Origin of the sequence: Streptomyces sp. NPDC050548 (genome assembly GCF_044457385.1) — a bacterium.
Lineage (GTDB): Bacteria > Actinomycetota > Actinomycetes > Streptomycetales > Streptomycetaceae > Streptomyces.
Map to the genome: position 1 here is coordinate 315,780 of NZ_JBITGV010000004.1, position 17,552 is coordinate 333,331.

The 17,552-nt window shown below is 71.7% G+C and carries 17 protein-coding genes; all 17 read left to right on the forward strand.

From position 1 onward, the window contains the following. The first annotated feature begins 93 nt into the window (after positions 1 to 93). The 17 genes from ACIBJH_RS14655 to ACIBJH_RS14735 all read left to right on the forward strand — a co-directional run bounded on the left by ACIBJH_RS14655 (position 94) and on the right by ACIBJH_RS14735 (position 17,535). On the forward strand, positions 94 to 759 hold the full coding sequence (locus ACIBJH_RS14655) for a TetR family transcriptional regulator (RefSeq protein ID WP_399117188.1): 666 nt from the start codon (positions 94 to 96) through the stop codon (positions 757 to 759). Beyond that, complete coding sequence (locus ACIBJH_RS14660; RefSeq protein ID WP_399117189.1) at positions 756 to 1,517, forward strand: SDR family NAD(P)-dependent oxidoreductase; 762 nt, start codon at positions 756 to 758, stop codon at positions 1,515 to 1,517. Before ACIBJH_RS14655 ends, ACIBJH_RS14660 begins: the two co-directional genes overlap by 4 nt. 37 nt (positions 1,518 to 1,554) lie before the next feature. Beyond that, positions 1,555 to 2,346, forward strand: a complete 792-nt coding sequence (locus ACIBJH_RS14665; RefSeq protein WP_399117190.1) for a carbon-nitrogen family hydrolase — start codon at positions 1,555 to 1,557, stop codon at positions 2,344 to 2,346. Positions 2,347 to 2,642: 296 nt separating this feature from the next. Next, on the forward strand, positions 2,643 to 3,350 hold the full coding sequence (locus ACIBJH_RS14670; protein WP_399117191.1) for a hypothetical protein: 708 nt from the start codon (positions 2,643 to 2,645) through the stop codon (positions 3,348 to 3,350). Continuing rightward, a complete protein-coding gene (locus ACIBJH_RS14675; RefSeq protein WP_399117192.1) occupies positions 3,347 to 3,541 on the forward strand; it encodes a hypothetical protein in 195 nt (64 codons plus the stop codon). Before ACIBJH_RS14670 ends, ACIBJH_RS14675 begins: the two co-directional genes overlap by 4 nt. Before the next feature lie 137 nt (positions 3,542 to 3,678). Continuing rightward, the gene (locus ACIBJH_RS14680; RefSeq protein WP_399117194.1) at positions 3,679 to 5,394 is read left to right on the forward strand and encodes a GH3 auxin-responsive promoter family protein; all 1,716 of its coding nucleotides are present in this window, start codon (positions 3,679 to 3,681) and stop codon (positions 5,392 to 5,394) included. An 80-nt stretch (positions 5,395 to 5,474) separates the two neighbouring features. After that, the gene (locus ACIBJH_RS14685) at positions 5,475 to 6,353 is read left to right on the forward strand and encodes an alpha/beta hydrolase (RefSeq protein ID WP_399117195.1); all 879 of its coding nucleotides are present in this window, start codon (positions 5,475 to 5,477) and stop codon (positions 6,351 to 6,353) included. After that, positions 6,343 to 7,503, forward strand: coding sequence for a mandelate racemase/muconate lactonizing enzyme family protein (locus ACIBJH_RS14690; RefSeq protein ID WP_399117196.1), 1,161 nt, complete (start codon positions 6,343 to 6,345; stop codon positions 7,501 to 7,503). Before ACIBJH_RS14685 ends, ACIBJH_RS14690 begins: the two co-directional genes overlap by 11 nt. A gap of 54 nt (positions 7,504 to 7,557) precedes the next feature. Then, positions 7,558 to 8,469, forward strand: a complete 912-nt coding sequence (locus tag ACIBJH_RS14695) for an FAH family protein (protein WP_399117198.1) — start codon at positions 7,558 to 7,560, stop codon at positions 8,467 to 8,469. Then, positions 8,466 to 9,635, forward strand: a complete 1,170-nt coding sequence (locus ACIBJH_RS14700; protein ID WP_399117199.1) for a hypothetical protein — start codon at positions 8,466 to 8,468, stop codon at positions 9,633 to 9,635. Before ACIBJH_RS14695 ends, ACIBJH_RS14700 begins: the two co-directional genes overlap by 4 nt. Positions 9,636 to 9,857: 222 nt before the next feature. After that, positions 9,858 to 11,240 (forward strand): IS701 family transposase, encoded by a 1,383-nt coding sequence (locus ACIBJH_RS14705; protein ID WP_399117200.1) that lies wholly within the window; start codon positions 9,858 to 9,860, stop codon positions 11,238 to 11,240. Beyond that, positions 11,240 to 12,523, forward strand: a complete 1,284-nt coding sequence (locus ACIBJH_RS14710) for an MFS transporter (protein ID WP_399117201.1) — start codon at positions 11,240 to 11,242, stop codon at positions 12,521 to 12,523. Before ACIBJH_RS14705 ends, ACIBJH_RS14710 begins: the two co-directional genes overlap by 1 nt. 5 nt (positions 12,524 to 12,528) lie before the next feature. After that, the gene (locus tag ACIBJH_RS14715) at positions 12,529 to 13,284 is read left to right on the forward strand and encodes an SDR family NAD(P)-dependent oxidoreductase (protein ID WP_399117202.1); all 756 of its coding nucleotides are present in this window, start codon (positions 12,529 to 12,531) and stop codon (positions 13,282 to 13,284) included. A 44-nt stretch (positions 13,285 to 13,328) separates the two neighbouring features. After that, complete coding sequence (locus tag ACIBJH_RS14720) at positions 13,329 to 13,631, forward strand: YciI family protein (RefSeq protein WP_399117203.1); 303 nt, start codon at positions 13,329 to 13,331, stop codon at positions 13,629 to 13,631. Between the two features lie 70 nt (positions 13,632 to 13,701). Beyond that, positions 13,702 to 15,024, forward strand: a complete 1,323-nt coding sequence (locus ACIBJH_RS14725) for a PLP-dependent aminotransferase family protein (protein ID WP_399117204.1) — start codon at positions 13,702 to 13,704, stop codon at positions 15,022 to 15,024. Further along, a complete protein-coding gene (locus tag ACIBJH_RS14730; protein ID WP_399117205.1) occupies positions 15,021 to 16,277 on the forward strand; it encodes an ATP-grasp domain-containing protein in 1,257 nt (418 codons plus the stop codon). The genes ACIBJH_RS14725 and ACIBJH_RS14730 overlap by 4 nt, the downstream gene beginning before the upstream one ends. Positions 16,278 to 16,425: 148 nt before the next feature. Next, entirely contained in the window at positions 16,426 to 17,535 is a 1,110-nt protein-coding gene (locus ACIBJH_RS14735; RefSeq protein WP_399117206.1) for an LLM class flavin-dependent oxidoreductase, read from the forward strand. Positions 17,536 to 17,552 lie beyond the last annotated feature (17 nt).

Consider the following 17,552-nt stretch of genomic DNA (forward strand, 5'->3'; position numbering starts at 1 on the left):
CCAAGTTGTCCTGGAGTTGCTCCTGCAAGTTATCGGCGGCCGTCCGCGGCAGTAGGTTCGCGGCACCGGTCCGTCGATAACGAGGTCAAGTCCATGGTGAAGCAGACGCGGGCACAACGCACCCGCCAGGCTCTGATCGCGGCGGCTGCCATCGAGTTCGACCGGCACGGGTACTCCGGAACCTCCCTGTCCGCCGTCCACGGCGCCTGTGGTGTGACGATGGGCGCGCTCACCTTCCACTTCCCCACCAAGGCCGACCTCGCGTCCGCCGTCTGCCGGGAGGCCGAGGCGGTCACTCGCGCGGCGCTGCCCGGCCCTGGACCGGCGCCCACCGTCCGGTCGGTGGCGGAGCTGACCCTCGTGGTCGCCGACCTGCTGGAGTGCGAGGTCGTCGTCCGTGCGGCGGCCCGGCTCAGCCAGGAGCGGATGCCGTCCGCCCAGTGGCACGGCGTGTGGCGGGCCGCCCTGCGGGATCTCGTGCCGCTGCTCCACCGGACGGCGGCCCCGGGCGCATGGCCGCGGCCCGGCGAACTGGAGCTGATGGCCGTCTACTTGACCGCCGGCGCCGAGGCGGCCCTGCGCGCAGGACAGCCCGGCGGTGAGGTACGGGCCCAGCTGGAACGCCTGTGGGGGCTCCTCCTCGACGCCGTGCCCAAGTCGGCGTCGAACCACGTTCCCGACCTCGCCCCGGACTTTCGTCCGCTCCTCCCGGAGCACCGTCCGGGTTCACTCCCTCTCACGAATGGGCTCAGTCCATGACTCGACGCTGCGCGCTCGTCACCGGCGGTTCCCGGGGAATCGGCGCCGCGATCGCGACCGAACTCGCCGTCGCCGGGCACCGGGTGGCCGTGCACTGCCGTACGGACACCACCGCCGCCGAGGCCGTACTGGACGGCCTGCCCGGCACCGGCCATGTCCTGGTCACCGGGGACCTGGGGAGCCCGGGCGCGGCCCAGGAGATCATCGACTCCGCGGTCGAGCGGCTCGGCACGGTGGACGTGCTCGTCAACAACGCCGGTGTGTACACCGAACAGCCCGTCGCCACCACCTCGTACGAGGACTGGCAGCGGGACTGGCGGCGGCTCGTCGAGGTGAACCTGTTCGGGCCCGCCGACCTGATCTGGTGCCTGGTCGACCATCTCAGGCACCGGCTCCAGGGGCCGCAGGGCGCCCGCATCATCAACGTCGGCTCGCGCGGCGCGTACCGAGGCGAGCCGAACGCCCCCGCCTACGGCGCGACCAAGGCCGCCCTGCACGCGCTGACGCAGTCGCTCGCCCAGTCGCTGGGGCCCGACGGTATCGCCGTGAGTGCCGTGGCGCCCGGATTCGTACGGACCGACCTCACCGAGCCCATGCTCGTCGGGGAGGCCGGTGCGGAGGTACTGCGGCAGAGTCCGCTGCGCCGGATCGCCGTGCCCTCCGACGTCGCGGCCGCCGTGGCCTGGCTCAGCTCCGCCGGGGCCGAGTGGTGCAGCGGCGCCGTCCTCGACGTCAACGGCGCCTCCCACCTGCGCTGACCCCACCCCAACTCCCACCTGCCAGAAGGGATTCACCATGCGCGCGGCCCTCCTCCAGATCGCCGTACGACCGGACGAGCCGGCCGGTGAGCGGCGCGCCCGCGTGGCCGCGCTCGTGCGGGAACAGCGCGGCGCCGATCTGGTGCTGCTGCCGGAACTCTGGACGTGCGGCGCGTTCGCCTTCGACGCGTTCCGTGCGCACGCCGAGCCGCCGGCCGGGCCGACGGTCCGGGCGATGAGCGAGGCCGCCGCGGCCGCGCGGGTGTGGTTGCACGCGGGGTCGATCGTCGAACTCGGGCCCGGGGACGTCCTGTTCAACACCTCCCTGCTGTTCGCGCCCGACGGCCGGCTCCACCGCACGTACCGGAAGATCCACCGCTTCGGCTTCGACAGCGGCGAGGCGGCGCTCATGGCGCCGGGCGACGAGATCGTCACCGCCGGGATCCCCATGGCCCCGGCGGGTCTTGCCACCTGCTACGACCTCCGATTCCCCGAGCAGTTCCGGCAGTTGACCGATGCCGGTGCCGAACTCCTGCTCGTCACCGCCGGCTGGCCCGCGGCACGCCGTGCGCACTGGTCGCTGCTGACCCGCGCACGGGCCGTCGAGTCGCAGGCGTACGTCCTCGCCTGCTGCACCGCGGGCACCCACGCGGGCGTCGAGCAGGCGGGGCACAGTGTCGTGGTCGATCCCTGGGGCGAGGTCGTGGCCGAGGCGGGGGCGGGTGAGGAGACGCTCGTCGCCGACCTCGATCCCGCGCTCGTGGCGAAGACGCGCGCCGAGTTCCCCGTACTGCGTGACCGTGTCCTCGGTCTGCCGCTTCCCCGGTAACCGGGCAGCCGGTCATGTCCACAGATGCCGTCCGCCCGGCCAGCCGCCGGGACGGGCGGCATCTGTCGTCTCCGGCCAACTCCCTTGTGTTGCAAGGAAGTTGGAGTTTTTCCCGCAGCCCCTTGTGCTCGACCGTCAGCCTGTGTCACGCTTCTTCGCGAGGCAGTCTGCCCTCTTCGAGGAGCCTTCGAACTGCCACCGCGTCGCCGTCGTGCGGCGCTTTTTTGTTGCCCAAGAACCGGCGTTCCCCGCAGGCCCCCTTGCCCCGAACCCGTTTTCCCGAAGGTGAGCCGACCATGGCCGACCGAACCCCCTCGCCCCGCACCTCCTCCCCTCCGACACCCGCGCCCTGCGCGTCGACCCGCTGCCGTCGGGCGGCCCGCACCGGCCGACTGGCCCGCCGGCCCGCCGCTCCCGGCGCCCGGCTCTGCGCGGCCTGCAAACGGGCCCTGGGGGCCGACCTGGCCGCGCTGCCCGGCCTGCACCGCGAGAGCGAGCAGGACCTGGCGCCGGTCTCGGGCGGTGGGCTCGTGCCCCGCGTCACCGGCAGCCGGTCGTGCCCACCGCCCGTCAGCGACAAGGCACTTGAGGTGCGGCACGACGTCGTCGTACGTCTGGCCTCCTGGACCCGGCTGGTGCTCGACGAGGCCGACGGCGCGCGGGCCCCGGCCCCGGCCCCGCCCCGCCGGACCGTCGCCGACCTGGCCGCCTTCCTCGGCCGGCACGTCGGCCTGCTGGCCGCCCACCCCGCCGCGGGCGCCGCCGCCGACGAGATCGCGGGCGCGGCGGCGGCCCTGCGGGCCCTCGCCGCGGAGCCGAAGGCCGACCTCGTGCCGCTGGGCCGCTGCGTCGAGCCGGGCTGCGACGCCGAGGTGTCGCTGCCGGGCCGGGGCGGCGACGACCTGGTCCTGCGCGGCCCGATGTGCGAGGCCGGACACATTCTGACGCCCCGTCAGTGGCTGGTGCTGAAGGAGCGTACGACCACGACGAAGGAGACGGCATGACCACCGACGGCCGCACCAGGCGCGTCCCGACCTCGTTGGCCGCACTGGCCCTCGGTGTGCAGGAGGGCACCATCCGCCAGTGGGCCAGGCGCGGCAAAGTGACCCGCTACGGCACCAAGAGGCAGGCGCTGTACGACCTTTCCGAACTCGCCGCACTTGCGGCCGGGGAGACCGGCACGCCCCGCGACTGAGCCCTCCCCGCTCTCCCTCCCCGTCACCTTTATCTCTCGACCACCCCACCGTCCGGCACCCGCCGCGCGGTGCCGACGCATGCCCGAGAACGGCCCGTCGGCAACCCACTTGAGCAATCCACTTGAGGAGACGAACCGTGGCAACCGCCCTGGAATCAACGGAATCGACGGAATCGACGGACACAGCCGCCGAGCCCCCGCAGTGGCAGCAGTACTGGGACAGCCGGCGCGCCCCCTTCATCGAGGAGTGCCGTCAGGCTCGCGAGACCCTGCTCGCCGATCTGAAGGACCCGCGCACCGCCCAGGCCCGGGTGCTCGACGACCTCATCCACATCGGCGCCGGCTCGCTGCACTGGAAGGAGCGGGGGTACACCCGGGTCGCCGTCGACCCGGACAGCTTCCGCTCGGTCCTGCCGGTCATGCGGTACGGCGACTTCGTCGACGAGATCGACCGGGAGACCCGCACCAAGGGCGGTGTCCTGTCGTGCAGCCCGGTGCTGCGCTGGCTCAAGACCAGCGGGACGACGGGCACACCCAAGCGCGTCCCGTACACGCTGCACTGGCTGTTGACCTACCGGATTCCGGCCATGAAGGCGATGTGGGGCACGTATCTGGAGCACCACCCGGAGATCCTCGCGCACCCCTTCGCCACCCTCGACACCCAGACGGTCCGGGAGGACGTGTACGACTTCGTGCACGGTGTGGAGCACCAGGCGATCAGCAACCGGCACCCGCAGATCAACAGCCGGGACTGGAGCCCGCCGTGGTACCGGTCCCCGTGGTTCGGCCCGGACACACCCGCCTCGCACGCCGGGCGGATGTACCACCGCATCCGGCACCTCGTCGGCCGCGATCTGCACTACATCTCGGCCATCAACCCGAGCACCCTGGTCTCGCTGCGTGATCTGATCGCCGACCACGGGGAGGAGCTGGTACGCGATCTGCGCGACGGCACGCTCCAGGGCCGGCCGTGGACCGAACCCGACGAGAAGGCCGCCCGGCACCTCGAACAGGCCCTGGCGCGGGACGGGTTCAGCCTGGTCGACGTATGGCCCTCGCTGACCCTGTACAGCTGCTGGCTGTCGGCCTCCGCGGAGTTGTACCGGCCGCGTCTGGACGCCGTGCTGCCGGGCGTCGACAAGCTGCCGTTCATGAGCTGCGGCACGGAGGGCGTCACCACGATCCCCGTCGACGACACGCTGGACAGCCAGCCGCTCGCCGTCAGCCAGGCCTACTTCGAGTTCGTCCCCGCCGATGTGCCGCTGGGCGCGCTGGTGGAGGCCGGCGAGCGGATCGACACCCTGCTGTTCGACGAGGTCGAGGCGGGCCGCGACTACCACCTGATCATGTCGCAGGGGAACGGGCTCTACCGGCTGTGGACCGGTGACATCTACCGCGTCGACCGGATCGTGGACGGCACGCCCTGGATCCACTTCACCCACCGCGACGGCGTCTTCCACTCCTTCACCGGCGAGAAGATCACCGAGGGCCAGGTCACCCAGGCCATCCAGCAGGGCCTGGCGGCGAGCGATCTCGACACCGGCCTCTACATGTGCGGCCCGCGCTGGGCCGAGCTGCCGTACTACGTCGTCGCCGCCGAAGTCCCGGACCCCTCGCCCGAGTTGGACCGGGAACTGTCCGCCGGGGTGGACCGCGAACTGTCCGTGATCAACATCGAGTACGCCTCGAAGCGGGACAGCGGCCGGCTCGGCGGCATGCGGGTGGTGACCGTGCCGCAGGGCGCGATCGCCGCGTATGTCGAGTCGCGGCGACAGCAGGGCAACGCCACCCAGTACAAGTACAAGCCGTTCCAGCGGGACATCGACTTCGTCGCCGCGATCACCGGCAGCTGAACACGCCCCGCCCGTCCGGCAGATGGCGGGCGATCAGGGATTCCCCGGAAGACCAAGAGAAGCGACAAGGAGTACGGGACATGATCGAGACCCTCAGGCCCCCGCAGAACACCCGTCGGGAGATCGTCCAACTGACGTCCGGTGGCACCGAGTTGGCGCTGCACGTATGGCGTCCGGAGCGGATCAAGGGAGCCGTCTTCTACTTCCACGGACTGCAGAGCCACGCCGGGTGGCTGTGGGAAGTGGGACCCCGGTTCGCCGACAACGACATCGCGCTCTTCGTGCTCGACCGGCGCGGCAGCGGCATCAGCGCGGGCCCGCGGCACGAGATACCGGACGCCGACACCATCCTCGACGACTACGCGAACGCCGTCGCCTTCGTCCGCGGGATGATCGGCGACTCCGTACCGCTCTCGCTGTTCGGGCACTGCCTGGGCGGTTCCTTCATGGCGGCCCTGATGCACCACGAGTCGTTCACCACCCGGTACGACGCGGCCGTGTTCTGCTCGTCCTGGCTGGGCCGGCTGCACGCGACCCTCGGCGCCGACGAACTCCGGGCGCTCGCCGGGGAGACCGGCGGCGCGCCCTGGGACGCCGGGCTCCGGTCCGCCGACTTCACCGACGAGGCCAAGTACCGGCACTTCATCGACCATGACGACCTGGCCGTACGGCAGTTGACGCGCCGCTCGCGGGCCGTGCTGCTGGAACTGGAGCGGCGTTACCTGGCGCCCCGGCGTGCCCTCGCGCCGGTCACGGCCACCTTCGTGTCCGGCATGACCGACCCGATCGTCGATCTGGACGCGGCGCACGGGGTGTTCCAGGACCTGATGTCCGAGCGCGGGGCGATCATCAAGTTCCCCACCGACCGGCACTACCTCTTCTACACCGACGTCAGCGACTCGCTCGTCGACTGGACGTCGACGTACACCCTGCTCCAGGGGCTGAACCGTGGCTTCTGACGGCCCGTTCACCGGCGGCGCGCGGGCCCGCCTGTACCGCGTCGAACTGCCCATGCGGACGCCGTTCGACCATCCCGCAGCCCGCCGCCGCACCTCCGACAGTCTGGTCCTCGGCCTGACGACGGACGACGGCGTGCGCGGCCTCGGCGAGTGCGCGCCGCGTCCCTACGTCACCGGCGAGACCTGCGACGGCGTACGGGCGCAGCTCGAAAAGGTCGACTTCGACGCCCTGTTCGCGCGGCTGACCGACGTACGGCCCCGGCAGTTGCTCGCACTTCTGCACCGGGACGGCTTCGCCCGTGTCTTCGGGATCGACGGCGGCAACAATCTGCGCTGTCTCATCGAGACCGCGGTCCTGGACTGGATCGGGCACCGACTGGGCCTGGACGCACGGCAGTTGCTGCCCGGCGGCGAGGCGACCGGACCCGCACCACGGTCCCTGCCCGTCTCCCAGGTGCTCGATCTCAGCCTGGGCGCCGAGGAGTTCCTGGCCACCCGGGGCCCGTTCCACTTCGTGAAGATCAAGGCGTCGGACGACACGGAACACGACGCCCGTACGGTACGGACGGTCCGCGAGCGGCTCGGGGACGACGTGCCCGTCATGGTCGACGCCAACATGAGCTGGACGCCCGACACCGCGCTGTCCCAGGCGCGTTGTCTGCGCGAGGCCGGCGCCGACTGGGTCGAGGAGCCGCTGGCCAAGGGCTCCTGGGAGGCACTGCGGGAGCTGCGCTGCCGTGGCGGTCTGCGGGTCATGCTCGACGAGTCGGTGTGCACGGACCGGGACGCGCGGAAGGCGGTCAGGTCCGGGGCGTGCGACGCGTTCAACGTGCGGGTGTCGAAGAACGGCGGTCCGCTGCCGGCCGCCGAACTCGTCGCCCATGCGCGGCGGAACGGCGTCCGGTTCCAGATCGGTGTCCAGGTCGCCGAGGTGGGCCCGCTCATCAACGCGGGCCGGGCGCTGGCCTTCCGCCACCGGGACGCCATGACGGTCGAGGCGGGACAGTCCGACCGCTTCTTCCCGCAGATGATCGTCGCCCCGCGCCCGGCCGTCGACCGGGACGCCAACGTGCTGGTCCCCGCGGGCGGCCCCGGCTGGGGCCTGAGCCTCACCCCGGCGGCGGAACGCTGGGCCGTTCGGGACCTCTGACCTGCCCTGTCTCCACATCACTCACCCCTGCGCATGTCCAGGAAGGGAACCGTCATGCCCGTACTCTTCGAGTGCACCTACCGGGGCCGCCGTCACGTCGGCCTCGAACTCCCCGCCGACGGCGCGCCGTTGCGGCTGCGACCGCTCGGCGGGAGGGACCTCCGGACGCTGGTCGTGGACGCGGGCGGCGACCCCGCCGCGCTCGCCGCGGCCCTCTCCGACCTGCCCGGGGAGGTGACCGTCCCGGCCGAGGACCGCGAGGCCGTACGGATGCGCCCCCCGCTGCTGCCCGACCACACGGGCGACGCCATGGTCAGCGGTTTCATGCAGACCCACAACGTCAAACTGGAGGCGGACACCCCGGCCCAACCCAACTGGTTCGTCAAGGGACTTGGCGACACGCTGAAGCTCCCGGGGGAGGACCTGCGCGCGCCGGCCGGTTCCGTCGCCCTGTGCGAGGAGGCGGAGATCGTCCTCGTGCACGTCACCGACGGGGACGGCGAACTCCACTACGCCGGCTACACCTTCGGCAACGATCTCACCGACATCGGGCGCTTCCGGCGGCACCGGGGACACCTCTCGTACGCCAAGCTCTGCGACGCGGCCGTGGCGCCGTGGCTGTTTCTCGACGCCCCGCCCCGGCATGTCACCGGACGCGTGACGATCCGGCGGGAGGGAGCCGAAGGGGCGGTCTGGAAGGGCGAGTTCACCACCGGGACCAAGGCCCTGCACTACGGCCTCGACGGCATGATGTCCGAGCTCTTCTCCTACGACACCCTGCGCACCCCCGGCCGCGTGCACTACGTCTACATCGGCGCCGACCGCAGCAGCTTCCACGGCGGACACGAGATGGCGGACGGGGACCGCGTCACCCTGGAGTTCACCAGCCACGGCGTCACCCTCGCGAACACCGTGCGGTGTCCTTCGCTCACGGCACCCGAGCCCGCCGCCCGCGAGGGGTCGTGAACGGCGACGAGGGTGTGCGCAGGCTCAGCGACACCGAGGCGATCTTCGCCTACACCCACGCGCTCATGGGCGGGAACACACAGCTCACCACGGAGTTCACGGTGAACGCGGCGTTCTCCCCGGAGCGGGTGGAGCGGGCGGTGGAGCTGTGGCTGCGCCGCCTCCCGCTGCTGTCCTTGCGCATCGCGGACCTGGACGGCAGCCTCTGGTTCCGCCGGGAGACCCCCGAAGCACCTTCCCCCGAGGGCCGGTTGTGGCGCCTGCGGGTCGGGCACGGTCCGGCGGCGACACGCTTCGCCTTCACCTGTCATCACGCGATCTGCGACGGATACTCGACCGGTCAGCTCGTACGGGCCTTCCTGGACGGCCTGTTCGGTGTCCCGGGCGGGGACGGGTTCCGCCCGGGCGCGGACCCCCTGCCGCCCGACATCGACGAACTCACCTACGCGAGCGGGGACATGCGTCCCCCTCGCACCCCGCAGGCCCGCCGGTCCCCGTGCTCGTACAGCGCACGTCTGACGGCATCGGCCGGCAGCCCCGTGACCTTCACCCTCACACCGCGAGAGAGCCGGCGGCTGCGGAACTGGTGCCGGGCACGGGAGTTGACGGTGGGCGGGCTGCTCGCTACCGGGCTCGCCGACGCGCTCGCCCGGGAGACCGGCCGCGAGGAGGTCACGGTGTCCACGGCGGTGTCCCTGCGCCGCCGGTACGCCGAGCGCTCACTGATCACCGAGCCGGGCTGCGTGCTGGGCCTGGTCCGGACACCGGCACGGACCGGGACCGGCGCCAACGACCAGGTGGACCGGGCCCGCGAGAACGCGGCGGCACTCCGGTCGGCCGCTTACGCCTGGCGTCCGGCGCGGCGCGCACACGCCCGGATCCGGCAGTCCGTCGAGCGCGAGGCCGCGGGCGGCGGGGCGCCGGAGATCCGGGTCACCGACATCGGCTCGGTGGACGCGGCCCTCGGCCCGCACACCGCCCGGCTCACGGAATTCCGTACGGTCGCGGCCCGCGGCGACGCTCCGCCGGGCGGCACGCTGCACCTGTCGTCGTTCATGGGCGCACTCACCGTGGCGCTCTCCACCGGCTCCAAGGGCCCGGCGCGACTGGCCGCCGCGGCGGAACGTGCGGTGCGCGAGGCCGTCCTGATGTCCGCGAGCCGGTGATTCTTTTCGCGGGCCTGTGAAGAAATAGCAGGTCGGAGCAGTACGGCCGTTCAGACTCCCCGAAGTCGTGAAGACGGGAAGGCGATCGCATTGAAAACAAAGAGTTCGTTCTCTATTTTTTTGAGGGCGGGCCCCGGACGGCGGGGCCCGCCGGGCAGGACAGTCCAGAGGAAGGAACGCGGCATGGCCACGGCGGTTTCCGCAGCGCCTGACGCACCGCTCATGACCATGAGCACATATCGGGCCCCACGGCAGTACGGTCGGCCGGGCGCCGCGACCGGCACCTTCGAAGCGGCGACCGGCGCCCTCGACGCCTTCGTCACGGAGGTCTTCGGGCCGCTGCCCCGCGCCGACCAGCGCAAATGGGCCCGGGCCTACACCCAGGGGCTGCTGATCACCCCTGGCCGCAAGACCGTACGGGCGCTGGCGGCGGCCGTGTCGGAGTCCAGTACGGCGTCGCAGGCGCTGCACCAGTTCGTCAACGCCAGTCCCTGGGACTGGGAGCCCGTCCGCGCAGGGCTGGCCCGCTGGGTCGCCCGCCGCGCCCGGTCGCACGCCCTCCTCATCAGCGCGGCGGTGCTGCCGAAGCGGGGCGACCGCTCCTGCGGGGTGCACCGGCGGTTCGATCCGCAGGCCAGACGGACCGTCAACTGCCAGGTCGGCATAGGGGCGTTCCTCGCCGCCGGCGAGGCGACCGTCCCCGTCGACTGGCGGCTGCTGCTGCCCGGGGAGTGGACCGCGGACCCGCGGGTCCGCAGCAGGGCCCGCATCCCCGGCACCACGCCCGGCGCCCAGGACTCGCCCTGCGACCAGGCGTTGAGCCTGGTGGACGATCTGGACCGCGCCCTGGCCGACTCCCCGGACGGACCTCACGGACCTCACGGACCTCACGGACCTCACGGACCTCATGGACCGGACGCACCGCCGGTCGTCGCCGACCTGACCGGGATCGCCGACCCCGCCCGGCTGATCCGCGGACTCACCGCCAGGCAGCGGCAGTTCGTGGTGGCCGTACCCGGGGATCTGCCGGTGCTGCCCGACCCGGCGGTGTCCGTCGGGTCCGTCCCCCACCCCCGTACCGCCATCGCGGTCAGCGCCCGCCACCTCATCGCCCGTCGGCACGCCCGGCAGCCCCACACGCCGGTCGTCACCGGAACCGTCCGGCTCCCCGGCATCCCCGGCGCCTTCCGTCTGCTCGCCCAGTGGCCGTCGGCCGAACCCGGCAGCGGGCGGATCTGGCTCACCGATCTCGTCGACACTCCGCCCCGTGAGGCGCTCGCGCTGGCCCGTCTGCACCCCACCGCCGCCGACACCCTGAAGCTGCTGGAGGACGATCTCGGGCTGCGCGACTTCGAGGGCCGCTCGTATCCCGGCTGGCACCACCACATGACCCTGGTCTCGGCGGCCTTCGCGTACGGCGCCCTGGGGCCCGCCGCGTTGTTCGGATCGGCGCGGGCGTCACGGGCGGTACGGGCGTCACGGGCGCCGGGTCAGGCAGCCGAGCCGCCTCTCCGCCGGGCGCGCCCCGTACCGCACCCTGTGCCGCGACCTGCACCTCGGCCCGTACGGAATACCCTCACCCCCACCCGGACAGGACGCTCCTGATGGCTCTGCCCAAAGTGTTCTGGCTGTTCTGGTGCGGGCAGACCATCGGCCGCCTCGGGACGCTCGCACCCGCTTTCCTCGTGCTCTATCTGGAGCAGGAGGGCCTGGTCTCGCCCGGTACGACTCCGCTCGTCGTAGGGCTGTTCGGCGCCGGCATCGTTCTGTCGGGGCTGGTCGGCGGGGCCGTGGCGGATCTGATCGGGCCGCGCCGCACGATCATCGCCGCCCAGCCCGTCACCGCCGTGATGGCCCTGCTGTTCGCCTACGCCCACCACGTGCTCCTGCTCTGTGTGCTCGCGCTGATCACCGGTTTCCTGTCGGCGGTCGACCGTCCCGCCGTGGCCGGACTGATCGCCGGGATCGTTCCGCAGGAGCAGTTCTCGAAGGCGTACAGCCTCTTCCTCGTGGGCTTCAACATCGGGATGTCGCTGAGCCCCGTCCTGTCCGGCTTCCTGCTCGCGGTCCGGCCGAGCGCCCTGTTCGTGGTGTGGGCGGCGGGCAGTCTGCTCTACGCGGCCCTGGTGTACGCGCTGCCCGCCGACCGGCTGCCGCCGCGCGGTCGCCGGCCCGGCGGTACGTCCGCCTTCGCGGCGGCGGCCCGTGGCATCACCGAACCGTTCCGCACCCCCGTCCTGGTCGCCTTCCTCGTCCTGACCTTCCTGCTGGCGTGCATCTACCTCCAGGTCAACTCCGCGCTGCCACTCGACATGCGCGAGAGCGGGCTGACCTCCGGGGACATCGGAGTCGTCCTCGCCGTCAACGCCGTACTGTCCGTCCTCCTGCTGCCGCTGGTACCACGGTTCGTCAAGGGCATGCGCGACCAGGTGCCCCTGGTCATCGCGAGCGGTCTGATCGCGATCGGCTTCAGCGGCAACTCCCTTGCGGGCAGCATCGTTTCGTACACCGTCGCCACCCTCGTCTGGACGCTCGGCGAGGTCTTCTGGGCTCCGATGTCGGCGACCTTCATCGCCGACCGGGCACCGGAGGGCCGCAGCGGGAGCTACCAGGGCTCGTACTTCTTCGCCTGGAACGCGGCCTTCGTGGTCGGCGGTCCCGCGGGGCTCGCCGTCGCCAACTCCCATGGTTACGAGGCCCTGTGGACGTCCGTCCTGGTCCTCGGCGCCGTCGTCACCCTCGGCTTCTGCCTGCTGCCGCGGCTCGCCGGGTTCGAGCGCGGAGACTCCAACTCCCTTGCCCGTACCGGGAAGAGCGGCGCCGGGCAGGCCGGCGCCGACAGCAACGCCACCCCGTCCGAGAAATCACTCGCCCGAGAGACAAGGTGACCCGAATGACCGTCCCTACCCCGCGCACCGCACTCCTTGTCGGCGCCGCCGGCGGCATCCTCCGCGAAGTCGCCCTGGAACTCGCCGAGGAGGGCCACACGCTCGTTCTGTTCGACCGGGACGAGGACGCGCTGAACCGGCTCGCCGAGCGGCTCGCGCCCCTCACCAAGGTCGAGACCGTCGTCGGTGACATCACCGACATCGCGGCCGCCGAGCGCCGACTCACCGACATCGTCGCGCAGTTCGCTCCCTCCATCCTGGTCAACGGAGTCGGCGGGGACACCCGGGTGATCGGCTACGCGGATCTGACGACCGATCACTTCGACCAGTCGTTCCTGGAGAACGTTGTCAGCAGCTGGATCGCGGTGAAGGTCTGCGCCCCGCGCATGGCCGCCGACGGCTACGGCCGCATCGTCAACTTCGCCTCGGCGGGCGGCCGTACGTACAGCCACTTCAACAACGCCGCGTACGTCGCCGCCAAGGCCGCCGTCATCGGCATGACCAAGCAGATGGCGTACGAGCTGGCGCCGACCGGTGTCGTCCTCAACGTCGTCGCCCACGGCCCGATCGCCACCGAGCGGGTGGCCGGCGCGTTCGAGCGGCGCGACCCGGCGCAGCGGGAGGCCGTCCTGTCCAGGCTGCCGATGGGCCGCTACGGCTCGGTCGCCGAGGCGGTCGGCAGCGTGCTGCACCTCTGCTCCGAGAGCGCCGGTTACTCGACCGGCTCCGTGATCGACATCAACGGCGGCCTCTACATGTGAGCCCCGCCCCGACCCACCGTGACCGCACGCCCAAGGAGGCTTCCATGGCGAAGTTCGTCGTCGAGTTCACGTACAACGTCGACCGTGCGGGCCGGCAGGACCTGCACCCCGCCCACACCGACTATCTGCGCACCCTCACCGAACGCGGTGTCCTGCTGCTGGCCGGTCCGCTGGAGGACCTGAACGGCGGGCTGCTGGTCTACGAGGCCGAGGACCGCGCCCGGTTGCAGGAGGTCCTCGACGCCGAGCCCTACGTCAGGGGCGGCATCGTCGCCCGCACCCGGATCCGCCAGTGGGCGCCGGGCAAGGGCACCTGGATCGCCGCACACGCCCGGCCCGTGGCCTGACCGACCCGACCCGCTCCTCTCGAACTCCCCTCCCTCCCTCGCAAGAGACTCCTCGGAAGGACCGACTGACGTGCTCGCCACACCAGTTCAGCAAGACACCGCGCTCCGCCAGGACGAACTGCACGCCGGCGTCGTGGATCCGGACATGGACTCGATGCGCCTGCTCAGCGAGACGGCGATGAAGTACCCCGACGCCCTGTCGTTCTCGTCGGGCGCGCCCCACGACGGCACGCACGACCTGGCCAAACTCTCCCGGTACGTGCACCGTTATCTGGCGCATCTGCGCGAGCGGGGCGTGCCCGAACAGCGCATCACCCGCCTGATGTTCCAGTACGGGCCCGTCAACGGCTTCATCCAGGACGAGGTCGCGCTGATGCTCGACCGGGACGAGGACATCGTCGTCCCGTCCGACGCGATCATGATCACGCACGGCTTCCAGGAGGCCGCGCTGATCGCCCTGCGCGGTCTGTTCCACTCCCCGGACGACGTCCTGCTGTCCGTGTCGCCCGCGTACGTCGGTATCCGGGGCGCCGCCCGCATGCTGGACATCCCGGTCAGGGCCGTCACCGAGGGCCCGAACGGACTCGAACCCGAGGCCGTGGCCGCCGCGGTGCGTGCCGTGCGGGCCGAGGGCAGGCGTCCCGCCGCGCTCTATCTGGTCCCCGACTTCTCCAACCCGTCGGGCACGGTCGTCCCGGTCGACGCCCGCAGGCGATTGCTGGAGCTGGCCGCCGAGGAGGGCTTCACCATCCTGGAGGACAACCCGTACGGGCTCTTCGCCAAGGACGGCGAGCGGCTGCCGACGCTGAAGTCGCTGGACACCCGCGGCGACGTCGTCTACCTCGGTTCCTTCGCCAAGTCGGCTTTCCCCGGCGCCCGGTTGGGCTATCTGGTCGCCGACCGCGAGGTCGTCGGCGAGGACGGCACCAGGCGCACCCTCGCGGCCGAACTGTCCACGGCGAAGGCGATGTTCAGCGTCGGCTCGTCCTCGCTCTCGCAGGCCGCGATCGGCGGCGTCCTCGTCGAGGCCGACCATGATCTGCGCAGCGCCACGCGGGAGTTGACGGCCGTGTACCAGGAGCGGCTCGCGGCGACCCTCGACGCCCTCGCCGAGCACTTCCCGCCCGAGCGGTACGCCGAGCACGGGGTGCGCTGGAACCGGCCGCGCGGCGGCTTCTTCCTCGTCGTCGAGGTGCCGTTCGAGGCGGACCTGGCCGCGATGGGGCGCTCGGCGCGCGACTTCGCCGTCTCCTGGGCGCCGATGCGGATGTTCCACCTGGAGGGCGGCGGCGAGCGGGCGCTGCGCCTCGGCTTCAGCAACCTGCCGCCCGCCGCCGTGCGGGAGGGCATCGCCCGCCTGGCCCGCTTCATCGAGTCGGAGGCCCGTTCATGACCAGCAGCACCCGCCCCGTCGCCGTAGTGGTCGACGGCTACTCCGCCGGCAACTTCTACCCCGCCGCCTTCGCCGCGTACGGCGCGGACGTGGTCCATGTCCAGAGCACCCCGCGGATCAACCCGACGATGCAGGCCCCGGACCTGACCGCGTACTCCCGCAACATCATCTGCGCGGACGAGAGTGAACTCGTCGAACTGCTGCGCCCGTACGGCCCGCTGTGCGTGGTCCCCGGGCAGGAGGGTGCCGTCCGGCTCGCCGACCGGCTCAGCGAGGCGCTCGGTGTGCCGTCCAACGGCTCGGCGCTGTCCCGGGCCCGCCGCGACAAGTACGAGATGATCGAGGCGCTGCGCAGGGCCGGTGTGCGCTGCGCGGGCCAGTTCAAGAGCGCGGACCCGGCCGAGATCGTCGACTGGGCGCAGGAGCGGGGCAGTTACCCGGTGGTGGTGAAGCCGCTCAGCTCGGCGGGATCGGAGGGCGTCGTCGTCTGCGACAGCGCGGAAGCGGTGCGTACGGCGGCCGAGGCGGTGCTCGGCACCCAGGACATGTTCGGCGGCGCGAACACCGAGATCCTCGTGCAGTCCTACCTCAGGGGCACCGAGTACATCGTCGACACCGTCAGCTGCGCCGGCGAGCGCTATGTGTGCGGGGTGTGGGAGTACGAGAAGACGCTGCTGCCGTCCGGCAAGAACATCTACAACCGGGACCTCCTCGCCGACCCGGACACCGACCCCGTACCCGCCCTGACCGCGTACGTCGACGAGGTGCTCGCCACGCTCGGCGTCCAGTGGGGCCCGGCGCACGCCGAGGTCATCGTCACCGACGAGGGCCCGGTCCTGGTCGAGATCGGCACCCGGCTCAACGGCAACATCAACGCCCCGTTCCACGACGTGTGCCTGGGCCACAACCAGGCGGCGCTCACGGCCCAGGTGTACGCCCGGCCCGACGAGTTCCGGGCGGCGTACGCGGGCCGGGTCTACCGCAGGCTCCAGCCGGCGGTCGTCTACAACACCCCGACCGAGCTGGACGGCGTCGTGGCCTCGGTCGACGAGACCGCCGTCGCCGAGATCCGCGGCCTGGAGAGCGTGTTCTTCGCCGGCGTGAAACTGGCGCCCGGCGCCCGCATCCGCCCCACGGTCGACCTGATGACCAGCTCGATGAAGGTGTTCCTCACGGCCCCGGACGACCACGTCCTGGAGGCCGACTACGAGAAGGTCCGCTCACTGAAGGACGCGGTGTACCGGGTCGCGTAGCCCGCCACAACCGGCTCGCACCCCGCCCGACTTCCCGGCCACTCGCCCCCGTTCGCCCCCTGCACCTCTTCTCGCTCGTTCTCGCGCCCAACTTGCGCCCCATTCACGGTAATTCACCCATTTCGCGCTCGCTTCCCGGAGGCCCGCTGTGCACAGCCGTATCGGACTCTTCCTCTCGCCCGTCCACGAGACCGGCCAGGACCCGCATCTCGCGATACGCCGGAACCTCGACCTCGTCGAGCTGGCCGACGACCTCAACTTCGACGAGGCGTGGTTCGGCGAGCACCACACGCTCGGCTGGGGCCTCGTCGGCGCCCCCGAGACGATGATCGCCGCCGCCTCGCAGCGCACCAGCCAGATCAAGCTGGCCCACGGTGTGGTCCCGCTCTCCGGCCACCACCCCTTCCACGTGGCCAGCAGGGCCGTACACCTCGACCACCTGACCCGCGGCCGCTACATCCTGGGCGTCGGCCCGGGCGTGCCGTTCGACGCGAAGATGTTCGGTCTGGAGCAGCCGGTGCAGCGCCGCCGTCTTGAGGAGGCGCTGCCCACCGTCCTCGAACTCGTCAACGGTGAGGGCCGGATCAACCAGAAGACCGACTGGTTCGAACTCAACGAGGCCAAGCTCCAGTTGCCCCGCTTCAGCCCGCAGGGCATCGAGGTGGCCGTGGCCACCTCCGGCACCTCGAAGACCAGCCCGAGCCTGATCGGCCAGTACGGCCTGAGCATGACGTCGTTCGCGCTGCCCTTCGCCCTGCTCACACCTGGCGCCCCCGCGCACATCAACCTCGCCCACCAGTGGAAGTACGCGGAGGAGTCCGCCGCCGAGCACGGCCAGACCCTGGACCGCGACAAGTGGCGGATCGCCCTGCCGGTGCATGTCGCCGAGACCCGCGAGGAGGCGTTCGCGGACGTCCGCGAGGGCTACGACCGCTGGCTGTTCGAGTACTTCGGCAAGGCGGCCGGGCGCGAGGTGATCAGCCCGGACACCCCGCGCGAGCGCGCCCTTGAGGCCCGTGTCGAGGCCGGCGGCGCGCTGGTCGGCTCGGTCGACGACGTGGTCAGCGGCATCGAGCGGCTGCAGGAGATCACCGGCGGCTTCGGCTCGCTCCTCGTGTACGTCGCCGACTGGACGTCCTACGAGCGCACCAACCGCAGCATGGAGCTGCTCGCCCGGTATGTCGCGCCGCGCATCACGGGCTCGGCGGCGCGTCCGCAGGAGGCCGTGGACTGGGCGATCGCGAGCCGCGCGAAGTAGTTCCGGCCGGCGTGCGG

Bases quoted from the DNA above. Each gene is read 5' to 3' on its own strand.
- ACIBJH_RS14655 (WP_399117188.1), top strand. From the start codon at position 94: ATGGTGAAGCAGACGCGGGCACAACGCACCCGCCAGGCTCTGATCGCG.
- ACIBJH_RS14660 (WP_399117189.1), top strand. From the start codon at position 756: ATGACTCGACGCTGCGCGCTCGTCACCGGCGGTTCCCGGGGAATCGGC.
- ACIBJH_RS14665 (WP_399117190.1), top strand. From the start codon at position 1,555: ATGCGCGCGGCCCTCCTCCAGATCGCCGTACGACCGGACGAGCCGGCC.
- ACIBJH_RS14670 (WP_399117191.1), top strand. From the start codon at position 2,643: ATGGCCGACCGAACCCCCTCGCCCCGCACCTCCTCCCCTCCGACACCC.
- ACIBJH_RS14675 (WP_399117192.1), top strand. From the start codon at position 3,347: ATGACCACCGACGGCCGCACCAGGCGCGTCCCGACCTCGTTGGCCGCA.
- ACIBJH_RS14685 (WP_399117195.1), top strand. From the start codon at position 5,475: ATGATCGAGACCCTCAGGCCCCCGCAGAACACCCGTCGGGAGATCGTC.
- ACIBJH_RS14695 (WP_399117198.1), top strand. From the start codon at position 7,558: ATGCCCGTACTCTTCGAGTGCACCTACCGGGGCCGCCGTCACGTCGGC.
- ACIBJH_RS14705 (WP_399117200.1), top strand. From the start codon at position 9,858: ATGACCATGAGCACATATCGGGCCCCACGGCAGTACGGTCGGCCGGGC.
- ACIBJH_RS14710 (WP_399117201.1), top strand. From the start codon at position 11,240: ATGGCTCTGCCCAAAGTGTTCTGGCTGTTCTGGTGCGGGCAGACCATC.
- ACIBJH_RS14715 (WP_399117202.1), top strand. From the start codon at position 12,529: ATGACCGTCCCTACCCCGCGCACCGCACTCCTTGTCGGCGCCGCCGGC.
- ACIBJH_RS14720 (WP_399117203.1), top strand. From the start codon at position 13,329: ATGGCGAAGTTCGTCGTCGAGTTCACGTACAACGTCGACCGTGCGGGC.
- ACIBJH_RS14730 (WP_399117205.1), top strand. From the start codon at position 15,021: ATGACCAGCAGCACCCGCCCCGTCGCCGTAGTGGTCGACGGCTACTCC.